Source organism: Massilia agri (assembly GCF_024753255.1).
Lineage (GTDB): Bacteria > Pseudomonadota > Gammaproteobacteria > Burkholderiales > Burkholderiaceae_D > Telluria > Telluria agri.
Genome location: NZ_JANUHA010000005.1, coordinates 1 through 26,309, shown reverse-complemented (window position 1 = coordinate 26,309; position 26,309 = coordinate 1). Strand labels below are relative to the sequence as shown.

Here is a 26,309-nt window from a genome sequence, read left to right as displayed (position 1 = left end):
CACATAAGCGCGCTTAGTCCGTCACCCCGACGCGCTTGCGCAAACGAAACACCGCCAGGCTACCGCGCAGGTTGGGCAGGAATGTCACCACCTTGCCCTCGGCCAGCGCCACGAATTCCAGTACTTCCAGCCCGCATTTCTCGGCCAGGTCCTTGAAGTCGTGGATGGTCGCATAGCGCACGTTCGGCGTATCGAACCACTGGTAGGGCAGCGAGCGCGAGACCGGCATGCGGCCGCGGATCAGGGCCACGCGGTGCGGCCAGTAGGCGAAGTTGGGGAAGGACACGATGGCTTCCTGCCCCACGCGCACGATGTCGCGCAGGCGCGCCTCGACGTGCTGCATCATCTGCAGCGAGGACAGGCAGAGCACCATGTCGAAGGCGTTGTCGCGGAACAGGTCCAGGCCCTCTTCCATATCGTGCTGGATCACGCTGATGCCGCGCTGGGTGCTCTCGAGCACCTTGTCGTCGGCGATCTCGACGCCGTAGCCGGTGCATCCCTTGCCCAGCTCCAGGTAGCGCAGCATGGCGCCGTCGCCGCAGCCGACGTCGAGCACGTGGGAACCCTCGCGCACCCAGTGCGCGATGAAGGCCAGGTCGGGCCGCAGGGAGTTCAGGTCGTCGAAATTCATGCCGCAGCTCCGGTCAGTTCACCGCTCAGTTCCTCCGCCATCCGGTCGTAGTAAGCGCGCACCACGGCCATGTAGCGCGGGTCTTCCAGCAGGAAGGCGTCGTGCCCGTGCGGCGCGTCGATCTCGGCGTAGCTCACCTTGCGGCGGTTCGACACCAGGGCCTCGACGATCTCGCGGCTGCGCTCCGGAGAGAAGCGCCAGTCGGTGGTGAAGGAAGCGATCAGGAACTGCGCCTGCGTGCCGGACAGGGCCTTGGTCAGGTCGCCGCCGTGGGCGCGCGCCGGGTCGAAGTAGTCGAGCGCCTTGGTGATCAGGAGGTAGGTGTTGGCGTCGAAGTATTCCGAGAACTTGTCGCCCTGGTAGCGCAGGTAGGACTCGATCTCGAAGTCGACGCCGAAGTCGAAGGCGTAGTCGTCTTTCTCCGCCGCGTTGCGCAGCTTGCGGCCGAACTTTTCCGCCATGTCGTCGTTGGACAGGTAGGTGATGTGGCCGACCATGCGCGCCACCTTCAGGCCGTTCTTCGGCACCACGCCGTGTTCGTAGAAGTCGCCGCCGTGGTAGTCCGGGTCGGTCAGGATGGCCTGGCGCGCGACGTCGTTGAAGGCGATGTTCTGGGCCGAGAGCTTCGGGGTCGAGGCGATCACGATGCAGTGGCGCAGGCGCTCGGGGAACATGATGCTCCAGGACAGCGCCTGCATGCCGCCGAGCGAACCGCCCATCACGGCGGCGAATTGTTCGATGCCCAGGCGATCGGCCAGGCGGGCCTGGGCGCTCACCCAGTCTTCCACCGTCAGCAGCGGGAAGGCCGCGCCGTAGGGCTTGCCGGTGGCCGGATTCGTGTGCATCGGCCCGGTCGAGCCGAAGCAGGAACCCAGGTTGTTCACGCCGATCACGAAGAAGCGGTCGGTGTCGACCGGTTTGCCCGGGCCGACCATATTGTCCCACCAGCCCTGGCTCTTGGGCTTGTCGGCATAGGTGCCGGCCACGTGGTGGGAGGCGTTCAGCGCGTGGCAGACCAGGACCGCGTTCGACTTGTCGGCGTTGAGGGTCCCGTAGGTTTCATACATCAGCGTGTAGTCGCCGATGCTGGCGCCGCTTTGCAGGCGCAGCGGCTCGGCGAAGTGCATCGCCTGCGGTGTGACTGTTCCAATCGATCCCATGGATGGTGTTCGCGTGTTCTTGTATGGCGCGGCGACGTGCCGCGCCGGGTAAATCAGAGGGATTGCAGCTGCTCCACGGCGGCGGCGATCTCGTTCGGTTCGATCGAGCGCAGGATGCGGCGCGTGCGGCTGGTGATGGCGGCCAGGTCGCTGTTCAGGATTTCCTGCTTCACCGCCAGCAGCTGCGCCGGATGCATCGAGAATTCGCGCAGGCCCATGCCGAGCAGCAGGCGGGTGAGCTTGGCGTCGCCCGCCATCTCGCCGCAGACGGCGACGTCGAGGCCCGCCTTCTGGCCCGTGGCGATGGTCTGGGCAATCAGCATCAGGACCGCCGGGTGCAGCGGATTGTACAGGTGCGCCACTTCGTAGTCGACCCGGTCGATCGCAAGCAGGTACTGGATCAGGTCATTGGTCCCGATCGACAGGAAATCCATGCGCTTGACGAACATCGGCAGCGCCAGCGCGGCGGCCGGGATCTCGATCATGGCGCCCACTTCCACCGCCGGGTCGTACTTGATCCCCTCCTCGCGAAGCTGGGCCTTGGCCTGCTCGATCATGGAAAGCGTCTGGTCGATCTCGAAGGCGTGCGCCAGCATCGGAATGAGGATGCGCACCTTGCCGAAGGCGGAGGCACGCAGGATCGCGCGCAGCTGGGTCAGGAAGAGCTGGGGCTCGGCCAGGCAGTAGCGGATCGCGCGCAGGCCCAGCGCCGGGTTCAGCGCCGTGTGCTCGGTCGGGTCGAGCGGCTTGTCGGCGCCCACATCCAGGGTGCGGATCGTCACCGGCCTGCCCTTCATCGCCACCACGGCCTTGCGGTACTGCTCGAACTGCTCGTCTTCGCTCGGGACTTTCAGCACGGTCGCGCCGCGGCCCATGAACAGGAATTCGGAACGGAACAGGCCCACCCCACTGGCGCCGGCGTCCAGCGCGGCCGGGCAGTCGTCGGGCAGTTCGATATTGGCCAGCAGGGTGATCGGGGTGCCGTCCCTGGTCACCGCCGGGGTCTTCTTGAGCTTCAGCAGGCGCTTGCGGGCCTTGGTGAGGGCGGCCTGGCGCGCGCGGTACTGCTCCAGCACCAGCTGGCTCGGATTGCAGATCACCACGCCGGCATCGCCGTCGATGATGACCCAGTCGTCCTGCTCGATCAGGCGCGAAGCCTGGCTCATGCCGACCGCGGCCGGGATGTCGAGCGAGCGCGCGACGATGGCCGTGTGCGAGTTCTGGCCGCCGACGTCGGTGACGAAACCGGCGAAGGAACGGTCGCGGAAGGCCAGCATGTCGGCCGGCGAGATGTCGTGGGCCACCACGATCATCGAGGGCGGCGCCTGGTCTTCGCCTTCGTACACCGGCGGGATGGCGAGCGCGGTGCCCATCAGGACCTTCAGCACCCGCTCGGCGACCTGCTGGATATCGTGCTTGCGCTCGCGCAGGTACTCGTCCTCGATCTCGTCGAACTGGGAAGACAGCTCGTCGATCTGGGTCACCAGCGCCCATTCGGCGTTGTAGTGGCGCGAACGGATGATGTCGAGCGGCGCTTCCGAGATCATCGGGTCCGACAGGATCAGGGCATGCACGTCGATGAAGGCGCCCAGCTCCGTCGGCGCGTCCTTGGGCAGCTCGGTCCACAGGGCCTGCAGGCCGCGGTGGACTTCGGCGATGGCATCCTGCAGGCGCTTGACTTCCGCCTCGACCTGCTCTTCCGGGACGAGGTAGTGCTTGACGTCGAGCGCGGCCGGCGTGAGCAGGTGGGCGCGGCCGATCGAGATGCCGCGCGAAACCGGAATGCCGTGGAGCGTGAACGATGCCATCGAGGGTCCCGTGTGGCGGGGCGTTGCCGCTTCGCGCGGCATTACTCGCCTTCGCCGAACTTGTCGTTGACCAGGCCGCTCAATGCGGCGATGCATGCCTCTTCATCCTCGCCGTCGGCTTCGAGCAGCACTTTCGCGCCCTTGCCGGCGGCAAGCATCATGACGCCCATGATGGACTTGGCATTGATGCGGCGGCCGTTGCGGGTGAGCCAGACGTCGCTCTTGAACTTGGCGGCCAGCTGGGTGAATTTGGCGGAGGCGCGGGCGTGGAGGCCCAGCTTGTTGATGATCTCGAGTTCCTGTTGAATCATATTGTCGTGGTCTATGCCTTGGCCAAATGTCGTTATCAGTATGCGTTGTGTTCAGCTCGATCCGACGCGGATCCGGTTGTCGACCCGCACCGCACCGTTCTGGGCGCCGGCCAGGGCCATCTCGACCACCACGTCGAGGGTGTCGCGGCGGTAGGTGATCGCGCGCAGCAGCATGGGCAGGCTGATGCCGGCGATGACTTCCACATGGCCGGCGTCGTGCAGCGAATTGCAGCAGTTCGAGGGGGTGCCGCCCTTGATGTCGGTGATGACCAGCACGCCGTCGCCTTCGTCCAGGCGCGCGATCGCCTCCTTGGCCAGGCAGTTCACCTGGGCCAGGTCCTGGTCGGCGCTCACGTCGATCGCCTCGAAACGCTCCGTCGGGCCACGGAATACGTGGGCCACCGCGGAGATGAAAGCCTGGCCCAGCGGTGCGTGGGTCAGGAGCAGGATGCCTACCATGTCATTACTTCTCGTTTGCTTTCAGTTCGACCGCGTCGATGAACATCGCGGCCACGTCGAAACCGGTCTGGTCGGTGATCTCCTGGAAGCAGGTCGGGCTGGTGACGTTCACTTCGGTCAGGAAATCGCCGATCACATCCAATCCTACCAGCAACAGGCCTCGGGCCGCCAGTTCCGGGCCGATGGCCTCGGCGATCGCCCGCTCGCGCTCGGTAATGGGCATGGCCACGCCCTTGCCGCCGGCCGCCAGGTTGCCGCGCACCTCATTGCCCTGCGGAATGCGCGCCAGGGTGAAGGGCACGGGCTTGCCATTGATCACCAGCACGCGTTTATCTCCCTGCTTGATCGCCGGAATGTATTTCTGGGCCATGATGGTGTGCTTGCCGTTGTCGGTCAGCGACTCGATCACGGAGCCCAGGTTCATGCCGTCGTCCTTCACGCGGAAGATGCCGGCGCCGCCCATGCCGTCCAGGGGCTTGAAGATCACGTCGCCGTGCTTTTCGTGGAAGGCGCGCAGGCGGGAAGGATTCGAGCTCACGAGGGTCGGCGAGGTGAACTGGCTGAACTGGCCGATGGTCAGTTTCTCGTTATGGTCGCGGATCGCCCCGGCGCGGTTGAACACGCGCGCGCCCTGGCGCTCCGCCAGCTCCAGCAGATAGGTGCCGTAGACATATTCCATGTCGAAGGGCGGGTCCTTGCGCTCGATGATGGCGTCGAACACGTTCAGCTCCACGATTTCCGGGGCGTCGGCGCGGTACCAGGGGTCTTGCTCGCCCGTCAGGTGCAGGCGCGTGACTTCGGCGGTGACGACGCCCTCTTCCAGCACCATGTCGCGCTGCTCGAAGGCGTACACGGCATGGCCGCGCTTCGCCGCTTCGCGCATCATGGCGAACGTGGAATCCTTGTAGATCTTGAAGGTGGAGAGCGGGTCGGCGAGGAAGGCGATTTTCATGGGCTGTCCAATGCGGGGAATGCCTTGATTTTAGCCGGAAACGCGATTTCTCGCGGCTGAGGCCCTGGTTTTGCGTTCGATGGTATTGTCCTGCCAAACCACTTCGGAGGACGGCATGACACCTGAAGCACGTCGGGAAGCGAACGAACAACTCTTGCAGAAGCACGGGATTCCGATCAACCCGCATCTGCCGATGATCGAGGACGCGGACGCGGTCATCCTGCGCACGGAAGAGGAACTCTGGGGACGGCTGGTGGCCCTGTGGGGCGTGGTCGGCAGGGCCATGCTGCGCGAGAACGCCTGGTTCAAGGAGTATTTCTCGCCCCTGGCGCGGCGTACCCTGCTGACGGCCGACGAAGCGACCTTCCTGTTCGACGACGCCCCGAAGGAAGAAGACCTGGTCCGCTTTTCCTGGCGCCTGGAAGCGATGATGTTCCTGGCCTGGTGCGCGGGGCTGGTCGACGACCCCGGCATGCCGTCGGCTCCCTCGAGCGCCGAAGCCATCCTGCCGCTGTATCCGCACGACCTGGGTGACGCCACGATGCTGCGCGAGGCCATCCGGATGCGGCCGAAAGAAGAGATCCTGGACTGGGCCGACCGCCTGTACCGCCTGCACTGGGCGGTGCGCGACGCCCACCTCAACCGGCGCGAGCCGCCGCCCGGCCTGAACCCGGGCGTGGTGCTGGAATGGCACCACGCGGTGAACTGGATGACGCGCTACGGTGAGGAGGACGACTGGGACGCCGTCGGCACCGACACCTGATCAGTACACTTCGGGGTTGGGGTCGGTGCGCTCGAGCTCGAGCGATGCCGCCAGCAGCCCCAGGCGCGCCACCACGCCGTAGACGTAGAAGCGGTTCGGCGCGGCGGTGCCCGGCTTGGCCTTCAGGTCCGGCACGGCATGTTGCTGGGCAAACGCCAGCGGCACGTACTGGGAACCCGGCGCGTTCAGGTTCTGGTCGATGCCGCGCTCGGCGTGCACGCGGTAGAAGCCGCCCACCACGTAGCGGTCGATCATGTACACCACCGGCTCGGCCACCGCATCGTTGATGGACTCGAAGGTCGGCACGCCCTCCTGCACGATCATGTCGTTGACGGCCACGCCATCCTTGATGACGGTCATCTTGGCGCGCTGGGCGCGGCTCAGGTCCTTCACCTCGCTGGCGTCCTTCACGCTCAATACGCCCATGCCGTAGGTGCCGGCGTCCGGCTTGACGATCACGAAGGGCTTCTGCTCCTTCATGCCGTATTCCTTGTACTTCTTCTTGATCTTCGAGAGCAGGGCCGAGACCGCGTCGGCCAATTGTTCGGTGCCCACGTCTTCCTGCAGGTCGACCTCGCCCACCTTGCTGTGCAGGGGGTTGACCAGCCAGGGATCGATCTCGATCAGCTTGCCGAACTTCTTGGCGACTTCGTCGAAGGCCTTGAGGTGATTGCTCTTGCGGCGCAGCGCCCAGCCGGCATGGACCGGCGGCAGCAGCGACTGCTCGTGGATGTTTTCCAGGATCGAGGGGATGCCGGCCGACAGGTCGTTGTTCAGCAGGATGGTGCAGGGGTCGAAATCGGCCAGGCCGACGCGGCGCCCGTTCGGCGAACGCACCAGGGGCTCGACCACCAGCATATTGCCGTCAGGCAGCGCCAGCGGAGTCGGCTGGGTGACCTCCGGCGACAGCGAACCCAGGCGAACGTGCAGGCCCGTCTGGCGGAAGATCTGCATCAGGCGCGCCACGTTCTGCAGGTACATCGGGTTGCGCGTATGGGTTTCCGGGATCATCAGGAGGTTGCGCGCATCCGGGCAATACTTGTCGATCGCGGCCATGGCGGCCTGCACCGTCAGCGGCAGCATCTCGGTGGAGAGGTTGTTGAAGCCGCCCGGGAACAGGTTGGTGTCCACCGGCGCCAGCTTGTAGCCGGCATTGCGCAGGTCCACCGAGCAATAAAACGGCGGCGTGTGCTCCTGCCACTCGAGACGGAACCAGCGCTCGATCGCGGGCGTGGCTTCGAGGATTTTTTTTTCCAGGTCGAGAAGGGGACCGGTCAGGGCGGTGGCGAGGTGCGGAACCATGGGTGGACGTCCTAGTATGAGCTTATTCGAATTATATCGGTAGCATCATATAGGGACGACCTGGCCGTTTTAAAGGTGCTGGGTTGCCAGGAAAATGGCCCTGCATGCAGCAGGGCCATTCACGGCCTCCGGGCCAGCCTAAAGGGAGCGCAGGAAGGCCAGCAGGGCGTCGCGGTCGCTGCGGCTGAGCTGCTCGAAGCGCTGGCGCGAGCGCTCCGCCTCGCCGCCATGCCACAGGATGGCTTCGCTCAGGCTGCGGGCGCGGCCATCGTGCAGGTAGCCCACCTTGCCGGCGCCGCCCATGACCTTCTCGGTATAACCGATGCCCCACAGCGGCGCGGTGCGCCACATGCTGCCGCTCGCCTGGCCTTCCACGTAGCCGTCGGCCAGGTCCGGGCCCATGTCATGCAGCAGCAGGTCGGTGTAGGGACGGATGGTCTGGTTGCGCAGTTCCGCGAACAGGTGGTTCGCGCCGGTCTTCATCTCCGCCGTGTGGCAGGCGGCGCAGCGCATCGCCTGGAACAGCTTCGCGCCCGCGCCCACCTGCACGGCGTCGACCTTGTGCTCGTCCAGCACCGACACGCCTTTCGGGAAGCCGCTCGGGATGCTGCGCTGGGCCGGCACCGCCACCAGCGCCAGGTAGTGCGAGATCGATTTCAGGTCGGCCTCGCTGATGCCGCGCTCGGCGCCCAGCCCGGCGCAGTTGGCCGGGTCGCTGGCGCAGCGCCGGTTCGGGTAGACCGGCGAGGTCACGGCCATGTCCAGCAGCAGGGCTTCGGCGCTCTGGTGACGCAGCGAGGCCTTGCCCGCCTTCCACCCGAAGCGGCCCAGGCGCACCGCCCTCGTTTCCGGATCGAAGACGAAGTTGGCGCGGCCCTTGATCCCGTCCTGGTCGGGCGCCGGGCGCACCCGCGCCAGGATGTCGGCTTCCGGCACCGCTTCGAGCAGGCCGGCGCCGATCATGGGCTGGGCGGCGCGCAGCGACGCGACAGACGGCGTGGCGCCTTCGAAGGCCAGGGTCGGCTTGCGCAGCTGGACCACGCTGCCGTCCGCCAGTGTCACGTTGCGCGTCTCGAAGCCCCCTACCCGCACGCCCATGCCCCAGTTCTGGCTGGCGCCCGCGGCGAGCGCATTCATCTGCACCGCGCTGCCGTACTGCGGGTGCGGAACCTGCCGGCCGGCGCCGTCGAGCGAGGCCACCCGCACCGACATGCTGTCGAGGCGCTGGCGCAGGGCCGCCGGCGCGGGGCTACGGCCATTGTTGACATGGCAGGCCACGCAGCTCGACGCGTTGAAGCGCTGGCCCTGCAGGCCCGCCGCGTCGAGGTAGGGATCGTTGCCCGGCTCGTTGTGGGCGCCCGTGGTGAAGTTGGTGTGCAGCAGGCGCCGGCCTTCGACGAAGCGCTGCATGTTCTGCATGCCGATGTGGTTGTGCGGCTGCTGGAACATCAGGGCGCCTTCGTCCGTGTAGTTGTACGGCACGGAGCCCAGGCCGCCGGACAGGGTGGCTTCCGGCAGCGGCACCGAATTCAGGCGCGGCTGCACGCCATACCAGGGCCGCAGGCCGGCGCCGACCACGTACGTCCACTCATAGGAATAGTAGCGGATGCCGCCGTTATCGCCCTTGCCGGCCAGTGACTCGGTGGTGGTGAACATGGAGGGCGAGACCTCGATCACGTCGCCGACCGTGAGCGCCCGCGAAGGAACCGAGGTGCCGTTCGGGAATCCTGCGGCGTCGAGGCCGCCATGACCCGGATAATTCTTGATCAGGAGAGTGCAGCCGTTGTTGATGCCCTTGCTTGATACCAGGCGGGGACCCGACGGGTACGGCACCGGCTGGCACAGCTTGATGTTCCCATCCACCAGTTCGCCCGGCGCCATCCAGCCGTAGCCGGTGACGCCCGGGCGGTCGAAGGCGCGGAAGAAGGCAATGCCGCCGGAGAGGAAATCGACCGTGGTGTACTGGTTCACGGTCAGGGTCGGCCTGGTCACGCCGGGCACGCGGCTGTTGTCGATGATCTCCACGCCCCAGGTGCGGTTCTTGAAGTACTGCGGCACGAAGCTGAGGTAGTTGCCCGGCCCCTTGTCGCGCGGCAGGCCGGTGGCCAGGTCGACGGTCTCGTTGGGGCCGTAGCCGATCTCGTTCCAGTCCTCGCCGCGCTCGCGCCCGTGGCGCGCCAGCCCGCGCGCGCCGAAGCGGGTGACCAGCGTGCCGTCGGGGAGCGTGAACTGCAGGGTCTCGATCGGCGCGTCGGCGCCCGGCAGCGGCGCCATGCCTGCGCCGCCGGCCGGCCAGGCCTGGGGCGAAGTCGCCAGCGCCGGCAGGGTGTTGTCGCTGCCCGGCGTCTTGAACTGCACCTCGTAGAGCGAATAGCCGTACTGGGTGGCGCGGCTGACGCCCTGCAGGCGCAGGTAGCGCGCGTGCATGCCGAGGTTGAAGAACTCTTCCACGCCGCCCTTGCCCCCGCTGACGTAGCGCAGCTCGCGCCACACCTGCCCGTCGTCCGAGACCTGCAGCGCGTATTCGCGACCGTACGAGTTCTCCCATTGCAGCTTCATGTAGCCGACCTGGGTCTTGCTGCCGAAATCGAACTGGATCCAGGCGCCGTCCTCGAAGCGGCTGGCCCAGCGCGTGCCAGGGTTGCCGTCGATGGCCTGCCCCGCCGCCATGCCGGGATTCTCGACCGCGGACGAGGTGGCCTGGACCGGCTTGATGATGACGCCGGGCTGGCCGGGGTCGAGCGGCGGTTGCTGCGGGTCCGGATCCGGCCGAGGCGTGGCGAGGCTGCCGGAGAACGCCTGTATCTCGAAGATCGAATAGCCATACTGGCCGGCGCGGCGCACGCCCTGCACGCGCAGGTAGCGGCCCTGGCCATCCAGGCCGGTGAGGTCCTCGGTGCCGCCCTGGCTGTTCGTCACGTGCCGGATCGTGGTCCAGGTCGACAGGTCGTTCGAGACCTGCAGCAGGTACTCGCTGGCGTGCGCGTTCTCCCAGTCGATGCGCACCCGGTTGATCGCGACCGGAGCGCCGTAGTCGAGCGTCAGCTGCTCGCCGTCGCTGAAGGCGCTGCCCCAGCGCGTGGCGGGATTGCGGTCGATCGCGGCCGTCGCGCCCAGGTCGCCGCGCTCGACTGAACTGGCGCTGGCGCCGGTCGGCGTGAGCGGCACTTCCGCGCTGATGCTGGCCGAGGTCCTGGACATCGATTGCGTCTTCTGCTCGCCGGACGCCGGGGTGTCGCCTCCACCGCATGCGGCCAGCAGGAGCGCCAGGGTGAGCGCCACTCCCCTGCCCACAGCCTCGCCGGGCCGGAGTCGAACCGGTCGTACTTTCATGCTATCTCCCTCGTTCTGGTGTGATCGGCCCTGCCTGGCTCACGGAGTACAGATGACATCAATGCATGTCACATTCCCGGCAAGACAAGATACAAAGTTTCCATATGGAAATGTTAACGATAACATAGAGTTGAGGTATGTACGATTGGCTCTACCAAACGGTAGAGTTGCGAGGGAGGGACAAGGAGCAGAGGAATGAAAACGCCCCACTGCGCAATGCAGCGGGGCGTCTTAGGATGGAACACAGTCACCGGCGGCAACCGCCGCCCGGCAGTCAATCAGGAGTGGTACGCCGATTCGCCATGGCTGGTGATGTCCAGCCCTTCGCGCTCCTGCTCCACCGGCACGCGCAGTCCGATCACCACGTCCACCAGCTTGAAGGCGATGAAGGCGACGACGGCCGACCACACGATGGTGATGCCGACGGCCTGCGCCTGCACCCAGACCTGGCCGGCGATCGAGTAGTCCGGCGAACCTTTATTGGCGATGTAGTCCCAGATGCCCTGCCCGCCCAGCTGCGGCGAAGCGAAGACGCCGGTCAGCAGCGCGCCCAGGATGCCGCCCACGCCGTGCACGCCGAACACGTCCAGCGAGTCGTCGGCGCCCAGCAGGCGTTTCAGGCCGGTCACGCCCCACAGGCAGACCACGCCGGCCAGCAGGCCGATGACCAGGCCGCCCATCGGGCCGACGAAACCGGCGGCCGGGGTGATCGCCACCAGGCCGGAGACCGCGCCCGACACCGCGCCCAGCAGCGAAGGCTTGCGCTTGAAGATCCACTCGCCGAACATCCACGACACGGCCGAGGCGGCGGTCGCCAGCAGGGTGTTGATGAAGGCCAGCGCGGCCACGTCGCCCGCTTCCAGCGCCGAGCCGGCGTTGAAGCCGAACCAGCCCACCCACAGGAGCGAGGCGCCGATCATGGTCATCGTCAAGGAGTGCGGAGCCATCGATTCGCGCCCCAAACCCGTGCGCTTGCCGATCACGTAGGCGCCGACCAGGCCGGCCACCGCCGCATTGATGTGCACCACGGTGCCGCCCGCGAAGTCGAGGGCGCCCTTCTGCCACAGGAAACCGGCGTCGGCGGTGACCTTGGCCAGCGAGGCGGCGTCGGTGATCGCGTCGGGGCCGGCCCAGAACCAGACCATGTGGGCCACCGGCAGGTAGCCGAAGGTGAACCAGATCACCATGAAGGCCAGCACCGCCGAGAAGCGCACGCGCTCGGCGAACGCGCCGACGATCAGGCCGCAGGTAATCGCCGCGAAAGTGCCCTGGAAGGCGACGAAGATGAACTCGGGGATCATCGTCTCCTTGCTGAAGGTCGCGGCCTGGCTGAAGGTGCCGGCGGCGGCGTCGTAGATGCCGTTCAGGAACAGGCGGTCGCCGCCGCCGATGAAGGCGGTGCCGCCCTGGGTGAAGGCCAGCGAGTAGCCGTACAGGCACCACAGGACGATGATCAGGGAGAACACCATGAAGACCTGCATCAGCACCGACAGCATGTTCTTGGCGCGCACCAGGCCGCCGTAGAACAGGGCCAGGCCGGGGATCGACATCATGATGACGAGCAGGGTCGCCACAAACATCCAGGCGGTGTCGCCCTTGTTGATGGTGGGCGCGGCCAGGGCCGGCAGCGCCAGGCTGGCGGCGGTGAGACCGGCCAGGACTTTGGTGAGGGTGGATTTCATCGGGTTCCTCTTACAGTGCGTCGTTGCCGGTCTCGCCGGTACGGATACGGATGACCTGGTTCAGGTCGGCCACGAAGATCTTGCCGTCGCCGATCTTGCCGGTGCGGGCGGCGCCGGAGATGGCGTCGATCACCTGCTCGGCCACGGCGTCGTCGACGGCGGCCTCGATCTTGATCTTCGGAAGAAAGTCGACCACGTACTCCGCGCCGCGGTACAGCTCGGTGTGGCCCTTCTGGCGGCCGAAACCCTTCACTTCGGTGACCGTCATGCCTTGCACATTGATCTCCGACAGCGCTTCACGGACTTCGTCCAGTTTGAAGGGCTTGATGATGGCGGTAATCATTTTCATGGTGATACCTCTTTGACTATCAGAAAGTTTTGGACAGGCTCAGCACGACCATCGACCGGCCCAGGTCCTTGCCTTCGGGGCTCAGGTAGGCTTTGGTACTGGCCTTGACCCAGGCCATCGACAGGCTGGCGACGCCGAAGTCCTTGGTGATGCCGGCCTTGTAGTCGGTATACGAATACATGCCGTTGTTGTTCACTTCCTGGCGGCCCGCATGCAGGTTCAGGAGCATCTTGTCGCCGATGTCGATGTCCGCGCCGAGGTCCAGGTAGCCGCTGCGCTTGCTGTTCGCGGTGCCGAACAGGTTGGTGGTCGAGTGCGAGTACTTCACGTAGGCCGGGCCGAAGCCGAGGCGCGCGTAGAGTTCGAAGGTGTTGGCGCTCGGATTCAGGTCGTTCGACGGGTAGTAGTAATACAGGCCGCCGACGTCGTACGTCAGGTTTTCACTGATGTTGCCGCGCTTGCCTCCGTAGAGATCCCATTCGATGTTGCCGTCGCCGCCGAGATCCTTGGTCCACTTGATGGTGGACAGCCAGGTGCCCACGTACAGGCCGGTCGGGCTGTGCGTGTAGTCGACGCCGCCTTGCAGCGCCCCATTCAGGCGGGTTTGCGACAGGCCGCGGTAACGGTAGTCGCTGGTGATCGAGGCGTTGTAGCTGACCTGGTGTTCAGGAGTCGCTTCTTGCGCGAAGGCGGGAACGCTGGAAAGGGCCAGGATGGCCCAGCTCACTGCTGCTGCACTTGCTTTGCACTTCATGACATTCCCCTTATAGTCAACTTGGCTCCAGGCGGAGCTGTTGCGGTTTACAATCCTGTCTGCTGCACGCCTGATAACTCTTTAGCAGGATGCGTGCCAGCGCAAAAACCGCTGCCTGGGGTGGTTTCGGGTGCTTGTTTTCTCAGCCATCCGCCCCATTTGCGATAAGAACAAGCCCGTCAACCGGCGCAAAGGGTTGCCAACCCCGCGCCACGCACCAAAGCGGATGGCGCTGCACTGTCGTGGTGCAGCCCACTGCCTGACCAGGAAATGGATATGAACAACTTCTTCAACGACATCCAAGGCAAGATCAACCAGGCGCTGGAAAGCACGCCGGCCAAGGACATCGAGCGCAACGTCAAGGCCATGATGACCCAGGGTTTCTCCAAGCTCGACCTCGTCACCCGCGAAGAATTCGACATCCAGGCCCAGGTGCTGGCCAAGACCCGCGCCCGCCTCGAAGCGCTGGAGCTGCGCGTGGTGGAACTGGAAGCCCGCCTGGCCGGCCAGTCCGGCGCGAGCGCTTCGGCCACCCCTTCGGCCGCCGCGTCCGGCGCCGGCCCGCTCCCTGGCGCCACCGATCCGGCCGCGCCCCATGTGATCCTCGACAAGCCCTGACCCTGCGGCGGCATTCAGGCAGCGGAGTGCACCATGAATGCAGTCGATACGGGGCCGGGCGGCCTGCCCCCGCAGGAAGTCTCGCTCGACGTCCTGCGCGAGAAATACGCCAAGGGCACTGAGACCAGCGTCTTCGACGTGCGTTTGCGCGTGGCGCGCGCCCTGGCCGCGCTCGAAGCCGAAGACCAGCGGGAAGAGCGCGAGGCGCACTTCCTCTGGGCCCAGGAACAGGGCTTCGTGCCCGCCGGACGCATCAACTCGGCCGCCGGCCTCGGCCTGCAGGCCACCCTCATCAACTGTTTCGTGCAGCCGGTCGGCGATTCGATCTCCGGCAACGACGGCCCGCTGCCCGGCATCTATACGGCCCTGGCCGAGGCCGCCGAGACCATGCGCCGCGGCGGCGGGGTCGGCTACGACTTCAGCGCCATCCGCCCCATGGGCAGCAAGGTCCACGGCACCCGCTCGCGCGCCTCCGGGCCGGTCTCCTATATGGAAGTGTTCGACGCCTCCTGCCGCACGGTCGAATCGGCCGGCGCGCGGCGCGGCGCCCAGATGGGCGTGCTGCGCATCGACCACCCCGACATCGAACGCTTCATCGCCGCCAAGGACGCGGGCGGACTCACGAACTTCAATATCTCGGTCGGCGTCAGCGACGACTTCATGCGCGCCGTGGAAAGCGACGCCATGTTCGACCTGGTCCACCGCGCCGAACCGGGCGAGGAAGACATGGCCAGCGCGCGCCGCTTGCCGGATGGCCGCTGGTCATATCGCCAGGTGCGCGCGCGCGAACTGTGGGACCGCATCATTGCCTCGACCTACGACCACGCCGAGCCGGGCGTGCTCTTCATCGACCGCATGAACGCGGAAAACAACCTCTGGTACGCCGAACAGCTGCACGCCACCAATCCCTGCGGCGAGCAGCCCCTGCCCGCCTACGGCTGCTGCGACCTCGGTTCGGTGAACCTCACGGCATTTGTGGACGACCCTTTCGGCGCCAGCCCCTCCTTCGACTTCGAGCGCATGTGCGAAGTCGCCGCAGTCGGCGTGCGCATGCTCGACCTGGTGCTGGACGCGACCGCATGGCCGCTGCCACAGCAGCTGGCGGAATCACAGGCCAAGCGCCGCATCGGCCTCGGCTTCCTGGGCCTGGGCAGCGCCCTCGTCATGCTGGGGCTGCGCTACGATTCCGACCAAGGGCGGGCGATGGCCGCGCGCATCGCCGAGACCCTGCGCGATGCGGCCTATGCCACCTCGGTGGCGCTGGCGCGCGAGGAAGGTCCCTTCCCGCTGTTCGACGCGGACAAGTACCTCGGCGGCCAGTTCGTGCAACGCCTGCCCGAGTGGCTGCGCGAGGCGATCCGCATGTACGGCATCCGCAATTCGCACTTGCTGTCGATCGCGCCCACCGGCACCATCTCGCTGGCCTTCGCCGACAATGCCTCGAACGGCATCGAACCGCCCTACTCCTGGACCTACCAGCGCAGGAAGCGCATGGCGGACGGTTCCATGCGCAGCTACGAGGTCGAGGACCATGCCTGGCGCCTGTACCGCCGCATGGGTTACGACGTGGACGCGCTGCCGCCCGCTTTCGTGACCGCGCTCGAGATGCGCGCGATCGAACACTTGCGCATGGTGGAGGCGGTGCAGCCCTTCATCGACACGGCGATCTCGAAGACCGTCAACGTGCCGGAAGACTATCCCTTTGATGACTTCCGCGATCTCTACAGCCAGGCCTGGCAGGCGGGCCTGAAGGGCCTGGCGACCTACCGCCCGAACACGGTGCTGGGCAGCGTGCTGTCGACCTCGGACGCGGCCCCGCAGGCCGCCCCGCCCGATGAAGACCCGCTGCGCAAGCGCTTCGAGCGCCGGCCGCTGGGCGAACTGGAATCGGTGACGTCGAAGATCGAATACTCGACCCAGGAGGGCCGCAAGACCGCCTACCTGACCGTGAGCTTCATCCGCGCCGACGGCGTTCACGAAGGCAGGCCGGTGACCATCGAGCGTCCCTTCGAGTTCTTCATGCCCTCCAACCAGCGCACCGACGGCCAGCAGTGGATCACCGCCTCGATGCGCCTGCTGTCGATGGTGGCGCGCGCCGGCGGCCCGATCGCGCGGGCGCTGGCGGACATGCGCGACGTGGTGTGGGAAAAGGGCCCGGTGCGCTGCGGTTACCTCACCCGCGAGGATGGCACCCAGGTGCCGGTCTACCACGATTCGGAAGTGGCGGCGATCGCCTTCATGCTGCAGCGGGTCCTGATACGCCGCGGCTTCCTCGACGCCTGGGGCAACCAGCTGGCAGTGCCGGAACTGGCGTGCCGCTTCGCCGCGCGCTGCGACGGCGTAGCACTCGAAACCGAACCACAGCCGGCGACCGCTTCCGGCGCCCTGCCCACGGTCAGCGGGGCCAAGTGCCCGGAATGCGGCGCGCGGGCGCTGCGCAAGGTGGATGGCTGCACCCGCTGCGGCGAGTGCCATTACGTGGGCGAATGCGGCTGAGCGCCGCGGCCTGGCTAGCGCACCGGCAGGCCTGCCGCAACCTGGCGCTGCAGCGACTCGGACTCCCTCTCGTTGCTGACAAACCGTTCGGTCCATGCCACGGCGCGGGCGCCCGGCGACACGCTGTTCTGGCCGGCGACATAGGCCAGCGTCGCATCGCGCCATGCGTCGTGGCGCGCGATGACCGGGACCGCCTCGCGCCCGATGGCCTCGGCCAGCTGCGCATGGACTGCCGCCACGTGGCGCGTCGCCGCTTCGCGCTCGAGCGGCGTCATCGCCGCCAGCGCCTCCGCTGGAATGTGTTCGGCAGCCCGGCTCGGGGCGAGCGCGGCCAGCACGCCGCGGTGGCAGTTCTGCCATTGCCGGACGGCCCTGGTGACGGTGCGGATGCGCTGGTTGAACTGCGATATCACGGGCACCTGCGGCGCCACGCAGCGCAGGGCGTTGAGGGTCGGCCCGGCGTAGGTTTCGGTCCAGTATCCGCCTGGGGCGCTTGGCGCCGCCTGTTCGGCCGCACCCGCGCCGCCTGCCGCCGCCAACACCAAAATGCCCACCAGTTTCTTCATGACGCCCCCGCAATGAATGGATGTGAGGTCATCCTATACCCGGAAAATGCACGCCGCAATGCGCGACGCATACGGACACAGTGCGTTACACGGTGATTGATACGCGCTTCAGGCGGCCCCGAACTCGGGCACGTCGTAGCCCGTGCGCTGGCGCGCCTCACGCAGCACGGCCTGGGGCGGCTTGCCCAGGGTGCGGACAAAGGCCCGCCGCATCCTCTCCTCGTCGCCGAAGCCGGTCTGCGCCGCGATGCGGCCGATCGAGGCGCGCCCGTCTTCCAGCAGCGAGCGCGCCGCTTCCAGGCGCAGCTTTTCGACGGCCTTGGCCGGCGAATGGCCGGTCTGCTCGCGAAAAGCCCGGCTGAAGTGGCGCGGGCTCCAGTTGACGTGTTCTGCCAGCTGCTCGACCGAGAGCGGCGTGTGCAGGTTCTCCTTCGCGTAGCGCAGCGCCACCCGGATACGGTCGGAGCCGCCATCCATTTCGGCCAGCGAGGAAAACTGCGACTGCCCGCCGGTACGGCGGTGGTAGACCACCATCTTGCGCGCCACCGCCTTGGCGACGTCGGGTCCGAGGTCGGCCTCCACCAGGCCGATGGCCAGGTCGATGCAGGCCGTCATGCCGGCCGAGGTCCAGAGCGGGCCGTCGTTCACGAAGATCTTGTCGTCGTCGAGCAGCACGTCGGGGTACTGCTGCCTGAGTTCATGCCCGAGCGCCCAGTGGGTGGTGACGCGGCGCCCCGACAACAGGCCGGCCTGCGCCGCGATGAAGGCCCCGGTGCACAGGCAGGCCGTGCGCCGCGCACGCGGGCTGGCGCGGCGCAGCGCCGCCAGCAGCGCCGGTTCGGCCGGCGTGACGACCAGCGGGCCGGCGATGAGCAGCGTGTCGAAGGCGCGCCGGCCGAAAGGCTGGGTCTCGACGGGCACGCCGGCCGAGCTGCGCACGGTGCCGCCGCTGTGCGAGATGGTCTCGAGGCTGTAGTAGCCGCTGCCATGCACCTGGTTGGCGAGCTCGAAGGCGGTCAGGGCCGCAAAGTCGAGGATCTGGAAACCGGGGAAGACGACGAGGGCGATGCGCTTGGACATGGTGCGATCCGGTCGGGTGGGTGATGGCACGATTGTACACAGCTTGTCCGAAACTGAGGGAATCATGTCATTTCGGACTTCAGGCGCCGGACCGATAATTCTTCTGCGGCACCAACAAACCCCTCAACGACAAGCAGAAGGAGCACACCATGCAACTCACCGACAACACCATCTTCATCACCGGCGGCACCTCGGGCATCGGCCGCGCACTCGCCGAAGCCTTCCACAAGCTGGGCAACCGCGTCATCATCAGCGGCCGCCGCAAAGCCCTGCTGGAAGAAGTCACGGCGCTGAACCCCGGCATGCGCTGGGTCGAGCTGGACATCACCAGCCCGGACAGCATCCGCGCCGCCGCAGAACACCTGACACGCGAATACCCGGACCTGAACGTCCTGGTCAACAACGCCGGCATCATGCCCTTCGACGACGCGGCCGGCGCCATCGACGAGGAAACCATGCTGAACTCGGTCAACACCAACCTGCTCGGCCCGATCCGCATGACGGCGGCCCTCATCGAACACCTCAAGAAGCAGCCGCGCGCCCACGTCGTCAACAACAGCTCGGTGCTGGCCTTCGTTCCGCTCGCCACCAATGCCGTGTACTCGGCGCTCAAGGCCGGCCTGCACTCGTACACGCTGTCGCAGCGCTTCGCCCTGCGCCATACCAGCGTGCGCGTCCAGGAGATTGCTCCGCCCTGGGTCAACACGGACCTGATCTACAAGGGTGACGACCCGCGCGCCATGCCGCTGGACGCCTTCATCGAGCAGACCATGGCGGCCCTGGCCACGGATGCCGAGGAAGTGCTGGTGGATGTCGTCAAGCCGCTGCGCGACAATCCGGGCGCGAACGAGCACGCACTCGTCAACGGCTTCAACGAAGCGATCGCCGCCAATCCGATTCCGGTGGGCTGAGCTTCGGACAGGACCGGGCCGGCCCGGACCGGCTCAGTGTTCGCTGCCGCCGTAGATCCACATCGGCTCGGTCCTGCCGGCCCGCTCGAAACCGAGCGCCTTGTAGAAGTCGATGGCCCCGCCGTCGGCGGTCAGCATCATCTGGTGAAAGCCGGCATATTTTTCGAGCATGGACCGCATCATCAGGCGGCCCACGCCCTTGCCCTGGTGCGCCGGGTCGACCAGCATGTGGGGGAAGTAGACGACAAGGTGGCCGTCCGAAATGGCGTTGCCCAGTCCGACCAGTTGCCTGTCGATGCGGGCCGTCACCAGCGCGTGCGAATTGCGCAGCGCCGCCATGAGCTGCACCGGCTTCTCGCTCGAGGACCAGCCGTTGGCGCGGTACAGGTGGAGCACCTCGTCCTGGTCGATGCTGTCCGCGAGCGATATGTCGATATTCAATTGAGTGCTTTCGGTTGGATGAATCAGGCGCAGAGGCTGCCGGCGTCGCGCCGGACGATCTCGCGGTCGTTCTGGTCCACGACATCCTCCGGCGGAAAAGGACAGCCTAGCACGGCGATGCCCTTGGAAAAGTCTCCAAATCTCGCAGCAAGATCGCGCAGCCTTTGCGCAGACCGGCGATAATCGCCCTTCCCTCTCCATTCGCTTCACCATCCACTTTACTGCACATGAACGATTTCAACAGCGTTCCCCTGGAGTTCTTCCAGGACTATCCGGAACCGGGCGTCAATTTCATCGACGTCGGCTGCATTTTCGACAACCCCGAGCATTGGCGCCTTGCCGTCGACACCCTGCACGCGAAGACCGATGAATTGCACTTCGACTTCATCCTGGCCATGGACGCGCGCGGATTCATGATTGCCGGCGCCCTGGCCTTGGAGCACAAGGTCGGCTTCGCCATGGCACGTAAAGCCGGGAAATTGCCCGGCAAATCGATCAGCATCGACTACAAGCGTGAATATGGCAGCGCGACCATCGAGATCCAGCCCGAGCGCATCAAGGGCCAGCGCGTCTTGATCGTCGACGACGTACTCGCCACCGGCGGCACCATCGAAGCGGCCGCAAGCCTGTTGCGCCAGCTCGGCAAGGAGGTGGTCGGCGCCGCAGCCCTGTTCGATATCGCCTTCTTCAAGGACAAGCGCGCGTTGACGATGCCGATCGTCACCTTGCGCGACGTTTGATGCCCTGCCCCGCTGCCCCGGGGCCTGCCCGCGATGCATGCGGAGCAAGAAGCGAGCTCCTCAGCGGCGACGGAACTCAAGCGCGCCTGCCGCCGAAGGCCGGCGCGATCGCTATGGCAGCCAATGCCAGCGAGAGGGGAACTGTGGAAATGAAGCCTGCATAACTGAATCCGAGCGCCCCCGCGATGGCGCCGACCAGGAACGATCCGATCAGCGTCGTATGAATACGCAGCTTGTTCCGGTTGGCCTTCACCGGAACACGTCTGTCACCTGGACGGCTGCCATTCCAATACAACAGTTTTCCTATTTCGATACCCAAGTCGGTCGTCAAGCCGGTCAAATGGGTCGTACGAATTTCCGCCCGCGAAATCTTGGTAATCAGTGCGTTTTGCAGGCCCATGGTGAAACACAGCGCGATCACGGCCAGGGACACATCCACCGGTTCACGCTTCCCGAGCATGTCCCCAAACGCGCCGAACAGCAAAATCAGGGCAGCCTCGAGCAGCAGCGGCACAGCATATGGGTTGCGCACGCTGGTACGACGCAAGTAGTTCACCATCAGGGCGGTCGTGGCCGCCCCCGCGACGAATGCGATCCAGGAGATCGCAGCGATGCCCGCGAGAGCGAAATTCCGCAGCGCCAGCTGATCAGCGAATGTAGAAACAATCCCTGTCATGTGCGATGTGTACTGGCCGACTGCGAGGAAACCGCCGGCGTTGAGCGCACCGGCCACCATCGTCAGGATAATTCCAATGTGCAAATCCGCTTGCCCCGTGCGCGGCTTGGCGGTCAGGCCTGACAAGTATTGAATTGGCATGCGGGTCCTCTCCCCCGGCGAATCAAACCATCGCGCATACGTCTTGCGCCCGACCTGGATGATACTCCCGTCGTTGCGTCTGGGAAAAGCCGGCAGGCGGGCCACCGCGTTCGCATGCGGTGCTTCGTCCAGGCCGCAAGCTGACGCATTGCCTTTGGCATAACGCGCTCGCCTGTCCGCTCTCAAGCGACGACAGCCCAGCCGCCCTAAGATGTGGCGTTCTCGCACGATGCGAAAGGTATAAGATGAGCCTGGCTGTTCTGAGAAGCCGCGCCCTGGCCGGCATGGCGGCGCCCGCCGTCAATGTCGAAGTCCACCTGGCCAACGGGCTGCCCGCCTTCACCATCGTCGGCCTGCCCGACGCCGAAGTGCGCGAAGCGAAGGACCGCGTGCGCGCGGCCCTGCAGAACTCCGGCTTCACCATCCCGCCGCGCCGCATCACCGTCAACCTGGCGCCGGCCGACCTGCCGAAGGAATCCGGCCGTTTCGACCTGCCGATCGCGCTCGGAATCCTGGCGGCTGCGCAGATGATTCCTTCCGAAGGGCTGGCGCGCTACGAGTTCGCAGGCGAGCTCTCGCTCTCGGGCGAATTGCGGCCCATCCGCGGCGCCCTGGCCATGACCTTCGCCATGCACCAACACAGCGATGGCGGCCGAAGCCGCGCCTTCATCCTGCCGCTCGCGAACGCGGATGAGGCCGCGCTGGTGAGCGACGCCGCCATCTATCCGGCGCGCACCCTGCTCGAGGTGTGCGCCCACTTCGCCCACGGGGCCGAGAACGCGCGCCTGGCCCGCCACCAGGGCAGCGCGTCCATTCTCCCTTCCGACTACCCGGATTTCGCCGACGTCAAAGGGCAGCAGACGGCCAAGCGTGCCCTCGAGGTGGCGGCGGCGGGTACGCATTCGGTGCTGCTCATCGGGCCTCCCGGCGCGGGCAAGAGCATGCTGGCCTCGCGCTTTCCCGGCCTGCTGCCGCCGATGAGCGAGGACGAGGCGCTGGAGTCGGCCGCGGTGCAATCGATCGCTGGCACATTTACGCCGGAGCGCTGGCGCCGCCGGCCCTTCCGTAGTCCGCACCATACGAGTTCCGGGGTGGCCCTGGTCGGCGGCGGCAACCTGCCGCGGCCCGGCGAAGTCTCGCTGGCGCACCACGGCGTGCTGTTCCTGGACGAGCTGCCGGAATTCGACCGGCGCGTGCTCGAGGTGCTGCGCGAGCCGCTCGAGTCCGGCCACATCACGATTTCGCGCGCCGCGCACCAGGCCGATTTCCCGGCCCGCTTCCAGCTAATCGCCGCGATGAATCCCTGCCCCTGCGGCTGGCTCGGGCACGCGTCCGGCAAATGCCGCTGCACGCCGGAGGCGGCGCAGCGCTACCAGGACCGCGTCTCCGGTCCCCTGCTCGACCGCATCGACATCCAGCTGGCGGTGGCCGCCATGCCGGCCGAGAGCATCGGCGCCCAGGCCGACGGTGAGGCGAGCCGCCAGGTCGCAGAGCGTGTCGCGCGCGCGCATGCGATCCAGCTCGCGCGCCAGGGCAAGCCCAACCAGCAGCTGGCGCCACGCGACATCGACCGCCATTGCCGGCCAGACGCTACCGGCGAACGGCTGCTGCGCGCGGCCATGCAGCAACTGCACTGGTCGGCGCGCGCCTACCACCGCGTGCTCAAGGTGGCGTGCACCATCGCCGACCTCGCCGGCGCGGAGCACGTCGCGGCCGGTCACATCGCGGAAGCGATCCAGTACCGGCGCGCGCTGCGCGAGCAGTGAAACGCGAACGGTGTACGGACGAAGTGCTGCCTGCTACCATCGGGGCATGCACATCAAACAACTGTTTCTCGCATCCCTGGCCGCCGCCCTGCTGGGCGGCTGCTCGCCGACCTATAACTGGCGCGACTACACCAGCAGCGACGGCATGTTCCGCGTCCTGTTCCCGGCCAAGCCGTCCACGCACACGCGCAGCGTCGACCTGGGCGGCATCCGCGTCGACATGACGATGACGGCGGCAGAGGTCGAAGGCAATACCTTCGCAGTCGGCACCGCGGTGGCGCCGGATGCCGCCATGGCGCAGGCGACCCTGCCGGCGATGCGCCAGGCCCTGCTGCGCAATATCGGCGCCGCCGACACGGCTGCCGCGCCGGCGCCGGGCGCGCCGCTGGAGGTCGACGCGACCGGCAAGGGCAACGGCGGACCGGTCCGGCTGGTAGGGCGCTTCGTGGCGAAAGGGACGCGCGTCTACCAGGTCATCGTGGTCGGTAAACCAACCGCGATGAAGCTAGAAGAAACCAGGCAGTTCCTTTCTTCCTTCGCGCCACAATGACGACGAACGATACCGCTCCCGCACTGCGCATCACGGCACTGCACAAGGCCTACGGCCGTCCCGCCGTCGATGGGCTCGACCTGCAGGTGGAACGCGGCGAGCTGTACGCCCTGCTCGGCCCCAACGGCGCCGGCAAGACCACCACGCTGCGCATGGTCTCCGGCCTGGTCGCGCCGGATGCGGGACGCATCGAGGTGCTCGGCATCGACCTGGGAGAGGCCCCCGGTGACGCCAAGCGCAGGCTGGCCTACCTGCCGGACGATCCCATGTTGTACGGGAAGCTCAAGCCCTTCGAATACCTCGAATTCGTCGCCGGCCTGTGGGGCGTGGGCGCCACGGAGGCCGAGGAACGTGCCCGCGCCCTGCTCGACTGGCTCGACCTGAGCCAGCATGCGCACGAGCTGACCGAAGGTTTTTCGCGCGGGATGAAGCAGAAGCTGGCGCTGGCGGGTGCGCTGATCCACGATCCGGAACTGCTCATCCTCGACGAGCCGCTGACCGGACTGGATGCGGCCGCGGCCCGCCAGGTGAAGGACCTGCTGCTCTCCCACGTCGCCAGGGGCGGCACCGTGATCCTGACCACCCACATCCTCGAAGTGGCGGAGCGCCTGGCCCAGCGCATCGGCATCATCCGCCAGGGCCGCCTGATCGCCGAAGGCACGCTCGAAGAGCTGCGCGAGCGCACCAGCGGCGCCAGTCTGGAAGAGGTGTTCCTGCAGCTGACCGCGCAGCCATGATGGGCACGCCCGGCAGCATCGGCTGGCTGCTGCGTCACGAGCTCAAGCTGGCCTGGTATAACGCGGCGCCGGGAAAAACGAACACCGCGCGGCGCCCGGGCGCTGCGGGCCTGGCTACGGTCGGCCTGGTGTGGCTGGCCCTGCACGGCATCGCTTTCTTCATCGTCGGACGTACGGGGGCCATCGACACGAGCGATCCGCGGGTGCTGGTCGCGGTGACGGCGCTGCTGTATGGCTGTATGACCTTCATGCTCTCGAGCGCCCTGCACACCAGTGTGCTGGTGTTGTTCGAACGCGGCGACCTGGATCTGCTGCTGTCCTCTCCCCTGTCCTCGCGCAGCATCTTCACCGTGCGCCTCGGCGTCGTGGTCGCGGGCACTGCGGCCCTCTACCTGTTCTTCCTGACTCCGTTCGCACATGCCGGCGCGGCGCTCGGGCATGTGCGCTGGCTGGCGGTGTATCCGGTGGTGCTGGGCTGCGCGACGGTGCTTGCCTGCGCCGCGATGCTGCTGACGCTGGCGCTCGTGCGCCTCATCGGCGCGCGCCGCACGCGCGTGGTCGCCCAGGTCATCGGTGCGCTGGCCGGGGCGCTGCTGTTCATCCTGGCGCAGCTCTTCAACTACCTGTCGGGCTCGCGCGAAGCGCAAGCGATGGAGGCATTCTCGCGCGCCTTCTCTTCCAGCGGTGCGCTGGGCGCAGGCAGTCCCCTCTGGCTGCCGGGCCGCGCGCTGCTGGGCGAACCAATGCCGATCCTTGGCCTGGTGCTGCTGGCCGGCGCGGCGTTTGCGCTCACGGCGGCGCGGACGCACCGCTTCTTTGTCCATGGCTTGCAACAGGTGGCGTCTTCCTCCAGGGTGACGCCGCGTCTGGCGCGCGGGGTGCGCTACCGCTTCGGCGCCGGCCTCTTCGACACCGTGGTGCGCAAGGAATGGCGCCTGATCCGGCGTGATCCGCACCTGATTTCGCAGGTGGCGCTGCAGCTGATCTACCTGCTGCCGATCTTCCTGGTCGTGTTCGGAGAGAGAGACATCCGGTATCCGGCCATCACGGCCGGCCTCACCCTGCTGTGCTCCTCCCTGACCGCGTCGCTGGCGTGGATCGTCGTGTCGGCGGAAGACGCGCCAGACCTGCTGGCGATGGCGCCTGCCTCCTCACGGCTGGTCCGCCTCGCAAAGCTGGCGGCGGGAGCCATGCCGGCGCTGGCAATCGCCTCCGTTCCCCTGGTCTGGTTGGTCCTACGCGAACCGCTTGCAGGGTTGCTTGCCTGCTTCACGGTGAGTGGCGCGACGTGTACCGCGGCCGTGATCGTGCACTGGTGCGGCAAGCCCGCAATGCGCAGCGACTACACGCGCCGCGGCAAGAGCGACACCCTGACCTCCCTGCTGGAGGGGGCGAACAGCCTGGCCTGGGGCGGGCTGGGGTTCTGCATGAGCTCGATCGTTGGTGGAAACGGCACGGAGGGCTATCTGGCCGGCGTCGCGCTGACCGCGATGGCGACCGTGGTGGTCCTGGCTCTCGCGTGGCTGCTGCGGCAGCCTGGCGCATAAGTGCGTGCGCGGGGTGACCTGTTTTTCAAGACGTGTTATCGTTTAATCACTAACAGAAGAACGGAATAGCTATGCTGATCACTTTCAAATGCAAATCCTATCCTGAGGTCCTGATGTACCAGGAACATGCCAAGCGCATCCTCGACCTGCTGCATAAGGATCTGGAACGCGGCGTCATCACCGCCGAGGAAGCGCCGCGCGCCGTCGCGCTGCTCGAGGGCGAAATCGAGGAAAGCCGCAAGCACCAGATCTCGGAACAGGTGGAACGCGATGTACAGGCCCACCATGGCGAGACCGAAGACAACGAGCACGAACCGATCGAGGTCGTCACCTTCTCCACGCGTGCCTACCCGCTGCTGGAAATGCTGCGCTCGGCGCGTGATAACAAGACCGACGTGCTGTGGGGTGTCTGATCCGATTCGATTCCTGCTTGGCAGACTGAAGAGAAAGCCCGCTCGATACAGAGCGGGCTTTTTTCATTGCGCGAAGGTAGGCGGGAATGGACGCCAGTGAAGATCCGCAATACGGATCTGAAC

Annotated in this window: 24 protein-coding genes and 1 pseudogene; 10 read left to right on the top strand and 15 right to left on the bottom strand. The window is 66.6% G+C overall.

The window, feature by feature from the left end; genetic code table 11:
- Window positions 1-13: 13 nt before the first annotated feature.
- Genes metW through gshB form a run of 6 tightly spaced genes read right to left on the bottom strand, consistent with a single transcriptional unit; the run spans window position 14 to window position 5,321 of the window.
- Window positions 14-631: a methionine biosynthesis protein MetW gene (metW, locus tag NX780_RS08760; RefSeq protein WP_258827484.1), complete on the bottom strand. Its 618-nt coding sequence runs from the start codon at window positions 629-631 to the stop codon at window positions 14-16.
- Window positions 628-1,791 carry a homoserine O-succinyltransferase MetX gene (gene metX, locus NX780_RS08755; protein ID WP_258827483.1) on the bottom strand — a complete coding sequence of 388 codons (1,164 nt, stop codon included), beginning with the start codon at window positions 1,789-1,791 and terminating at the stop codon, window positions 628-630. Before metX ends, metW begins: the two co-directional genes overlap by 4 nt.
- A 53-nt stretch (window positions 1,792-1,844) precedes the next feature.
- Complete coding sequence (gene ptsP, locus NX780_RS08750) at window positions 1,845-3,599, bottom strand: phosphoenolpyruvate--protein phosphotransferase (RefSeq protein WP_258827482.1); 1,755 nt, start codon at window positions 3,597-3,599, stop codon at window positions 1,845-1,847.
- 41 nt (window positions 3,600-3,640) lie between these two features.
- Window positions 3,641-3,910, bottom strand: a complete 270-nt coding sequence (locus NX780_RS08745; RefSeq protein WP_258827481.1) for an HPr family phosphocarrier protein — start codon at window positions 3,908-3,910, stop codon at window positions 3,641-3,643.
- A gap of 51 nt (window positions 3,911-3,961) precedes the next feature.
- Window positions 3,962-4,369, bottom strand: coding sequence for a PTS sugar transporter subunit IIA (locus NX780_RS08740; RefSeq protein WP_258827480.1), 408 nt, complete (start codon window positions 4,367-4,369; stop codon window positions 3,962-3,964).
- A gap of 4 nt (window positions 4,370-4,373) precedes the next feature.
- Window positions 4,374-5,321 carry a glutathione synthase gene (gene gshB, locus NX780_RS08735; RefSeq protein ID WP_258827479.1) on the bottom strand — a complete coding sequence of 316 codons (948 nt, stop codon included), beginning with the start codon at window positions 5,319-5,321 and terminating at the stop codon, window positions 4,374-4,376.
- Between the two features lie 115 nt (window positions 5,322-5,436).
- Between gshB and NX780_RS08730 the strand changes: the two genes are divergently transcribed.
- On the top strand, window positions 5,437-6,084 hold the full coding sequence (locus tag NX780_RS08730) for a DUF4272 domain-containing protein (RefSeq protein WP_258827478.1): 648 nt from the start codon (window positions 5,437-5,439) through the stop codon (window positions 6,082-6,084).
- Here the strand turns inward: NX780_RS08730 and gshA are convergent, their stop codons facing one another.
- The 5 genes from gshA to NX780_RS08705 form a co-directional block, all read right to left on the bottom strand.
- The gene (gene gshA / locus NX780_RS08725; protein ID WP_258827477.1) at window positions 6,085-7,386 is read right to left on the bottom strand and encodes a glutamate--cysteine ligase; all 1,302 of its coding nucleotides are present in this window, start codon (window positions 7,384-7,386) and stop codon (window positions 6,085-6,087) included.
- Between the two features lie 138 nt (window positions 7,387-7,524).
- Window positions 7,525-10,719 (bottom strand): di-heme oxidoredictase family protein, encoded by a 3,195-nt coding sequence (locus NX780_RS08720; protein WP_258827476.1) that lies wholly within the window; start codon window positions 10,717-10,719, stop codon window positions 7,525-7,527.
- A 278-nt stretch (window positions 10,720-10,997) separates the two neighbouring features.
- The gene (locus NX780_RS08715; RefSeq protein ID WP_258827475.1) at window positions 10,998-12,401 is read right to left on the bottom strand and encodes an ammonium transporter; all 1,404 of its coding nucleotides are present in this window, start codon (window positions 12,399-12,401) and stop codon (window positions 10,998-11,000) included.
- Window positions 12,402-12,411: 10 nt separating this feature from the next.
- Window positions 12,412-12,750 carry a P-II family nitrogen regulator gene (glnK, locus tag NX780_RS08710; RefSeq protein ID WP_231059620.1) on the bottom strand — a complete coding sequence of 113 codons (339 nt, stop codon included), beginning with the start codon at window positions 12,748-12,750 and terminating at the stop codon, window positions 12,412-12,414.
- 19 nt (window positions 12,751-12,769) lie between these two features.
- Complete coding sequence (locus tag NX780_RS08705) at window positions 12,770-13,504, bottom strand: TorF family putative porin (protein ID WP_258827474.1); 735 nt, start codon at window positions 13,502-13,504, stop codon at window positions 12,770-12,772.
- A gap of 270 nt (window positions 13,505-13,774) precedes the next feature.
- On the opposite strand from NX780_RS08705, the pseudogene NX780_RS08700 reads away from it, so the two are divergent.
- Window positions 13,775-14,005: pseudogene (locus NX780_RS08700) on the top strand (accessory factor UbiK family protein); the annotation flags it as partial.
- Window positions 14,006-14,155: 150 nt separating this feature from the next.
- Complete coding sequence (locus tag NX780_RS08695; protein ID WP_258827473.1) at window positions 14,156-16,618, top strand: adenosylcobalamin-dependent ribonucleoside-diphosphate reductase; 2,463 nt, start codon at window positions 14,156-14,158, stop codon at window positions 16,616-16,618.
- A 14-nt stretch (window positions 16,619-16,632) separates the two neighbouring features.
- On the opposite strand, the gene NX780_RS08690 is transcribed toward NX780_RS08695, so the two are convergent.
- Together NX780_RS08690 and NX780_RS08685 are read right to left on the bottom strand one after the other, a co-directional pair.
- Window positions 16,633-17,184, bottom strand: coding sequence for a hypothetical protein (locus tag NX780_RS08690; RefSeq protein ID WP_258827472.1), 552 nt, complete (start codon window positions 17,182-17,184; stop codon window positions 16,633-16,635).
- A 108-nt stretch (window positions 17,185-17,292) separates the two neighbouring features.
- A complete protein-coding gene (locus tag NX780_RS08685) occupies window positions 17,293-18,264 on the bottom strand; it encodes a GlxA family transcriptional regulator (protein WP_258827471.1) in 972 nt (323 codons plus the stop codon).
- Between the two features lie 149 nt (window positions 18,265-18,413).
- Here NX780_RS08685 and NX780_RS08680 point away from each other — a divergent pair, with 149 nt between their 5' ends.
- Entirely contained in the window at window positions 18,414-19,175 is a 762-nt protein-coding gene (locus NX780_RS08680; RefSeq protein WP_258827470.1) for an SDR family oxidoreductase, read from the top strand.
- 33 nt (window positions 19,176-19,208) lie between these two features.
- On the opposite strand, the gene NX780_RS08675 is transcribed toward NX780_RS08680, so the two are convergent.
- On the bottom strand, window positions 19,209-19,616 hold the full coding sequence (locus NX780_RS08675) for a GNAT family N-acetyltransferase (RefSeq protein WP_258827469.1): 408 nt from the start codon (window positions 19,614-19,616) through the stop codon (window positions 19,209-19,211).
- Between the two features lie 227 nt (window positions 19,617-19,843).
- On the opposite strand from NX780_RS08675, the gene NX780_RS08670 reads away from it, so the two are divergent.
- Window positions 19,844-20,356: an adenine phosphoribosyltransferase gene (locus NX780_RS08670; protein ID WP_258827468.1), complete on the top strand. Its 513-nt coding sequence runs from the start codon at window positions 19,844-19,846 to the stop codon at window positions 20,354-20,356.
- A 76-nt stretch (window positions 20,357-20,432) separates the two neighbouring features.
- Here the strand turns inward: NX780_RS08670 and NX780_RS08665 are convergent, their stop codons facing one another.
- Complete coding sequence (locus NX780_RS08665; RefSeq protein WP_258827467.1) at window positions 20,433-21,173, bottom strand: YoaK family protein; 741 nt, start codon at window positions 21,171-21,173, stop codon at window positions 20,433-20,435.
- Between the two features lie 245 nt (window positions 21,174-21,418).
- On the opposite strand from NX780_RS08665, the gene NX780_RS08660 reads away from it, so the two are divergent.
- The 5 genes from NX780_RS08660 to NX780_RS08640 all read left to right on the top strand — a co-directional run bounded on the left by NX780_RS08660 (window position 21,419) and on the right by NX780_RS08640 (window position 26,186).
- Window positions 21,419-22,939 carry a YifB family Mg chelatase-like AAA ATPase gene (locus NX780_RS08660; protein WP_258827466.1) on the top strand — a complete coding sequence of 507 codons (1,521 nt, stop codon included), beginning with the start codon at window positions 21,419-21,421 and terminating at the stop codon, window positions 22,937-22,939.
- 46 nt (window positions 22,940-22,985) lie between these two features.
- On the top strand, window positions 22,986-23,489 hold the full coding sequence (locus NX780_RS08655) for a hypothetical protein (protein WP_258827465.1): 504 nt from the start codon (window positions 22,986-22,988) through the stop codon (window positions 23,487-23,489).
- Complete coding sequence (locus NX780_RS08650; protein ID WP_258827464.1) at window positions 23,486-24,226, top strand: ABC transporter ATP-binding protein; 741 nt, start codon at window positions 23,486-23,488, stop codon at window positions 24,224-24,226. The genes NX780_RS08655 and NX780_RS08650 overlap by 4 nt, the downstream gene beginning before the upstream one ends.
- Window positions 24,223-25,773, top strand: coding sequence for a hypothetical protein (locus NX780_RS08645; protein WP_258827463.1), 1,551 nt, complete (start codon window positions 24,223-24,225; stop codon window positions 25,771-25,773). The genes NX780_RS08650 and NX780_RS08645 overlap by 4 nt, the downstream gene beginning before the upstream one ends.
- A gap of 71 nt (window positions 25,774-25,844) precedes the next feature.
- Window positions 25,845-26,186: a DUF1840 domain-containing protein gene (locus NX780_RS08640; RefSeq protein ID WP_258827462.1), complete on the top strand. Its 342-nt coding sequence runs from the start codon at window positions 25,845-25,847 to the stop codon at window positions 26,184-26,186.
- Window positions 26,187-26,309 lie beyond the last annotated feature (123 nt).